The sequence below is a fragment of the Mesorhizobium sp. P5_C1 genome (genome assembly GCF_054049815.1).
Genome location: NZ_JBFULQ010001194.1, coordinates 1 through 832, shown reverse-complemented (window position 1 = coordinate 832; position 832 = coordinate 1). Strand labels below are relative to the sequence as shown.

The 832-nt window shown below is 57.9% G+C and carries 1 protein-coding gene; it reads left to right on the top strand.

Going from position 1 to position 832, the window contains the following annotated elements:
* Positions 1 to 77: 77 nt before the first annotated feature.
* Positions 78 to 832 (top strand): helix-turn-helix domain-containing protein (locus ACXJ7R_RS34825; RefSeq protein ID WP_457155754.1); only part of this gene is annotated, 755 nt, incomplete at its 3' end.

Sequence of the window (832 nt, the reverse complement as noted above, 5' to 3'; positions counted from 1 at the left end):
CGCCAAGGAATGGCGCGGCTTCATGGCTGCTCAAGGAGAACAAAGCTTTCTAAGAAGCTGGACGGAGGGCGGGCGCCATGGCCGATCTGAATGAATTGAGCGCACAAGAACTCGGTCGGCGCCTTCGACTTGCGAGGGAGAACGCAGGCATTCGTCAGGATCAAGCTGCCGAGATTATCGGCATGTCGCGCCCCACCCTCGTGTCCATCGAAAAAGGCACGCGGCGCATTCGGATTCAGGAACTCCAGCTTCTTGCTCGGCACTATGGCGTGTCGGTCAACGGTCTCTTGCGTCGCGAAGCCCTGCACACCGATCTGGTGCCTCGCTTCCGGAAGATGCGAGAGACGGAAGACGCCCATACTCTGGAAGCGGTCCAACTGCTGAATGATCTCGTGAAAGCCGAGGTGGAGTTCGAAAACGTGCTCGGCGTCGAGCGGCGGCGGCATTATCCGCCAGAGAAAGGGATCAACCAGGGTGACGTTATCGAGCTTGCCGAGAAGCATGCACAAGAGCTGCGTGACTGGCTCGGACTTGGTTCCGGTCCGATCGGCGACATCTTCTCCATCATCGAACTGGATCTCGGCATCCGTCTGTATCATCGGCGGCTTTCCTCGAAGTCCAAAGTCGCGGGGTTGTTCACCTATGATGACGCCGTCGGCGCCTGCATCCTCCTAAATGCCAATCATCCGATAGAACGGAGGGTTCAATCTGCCGCTCACGAAGTCGGTCATTTTGTCGGAACGCGCCGAGTGTCCGAGATATTGGAGGAAGACGAACAATTCCTGTCACGCGACGAACGCTACGCTAATGCGTTCGGCCGCGCATTCCTGAC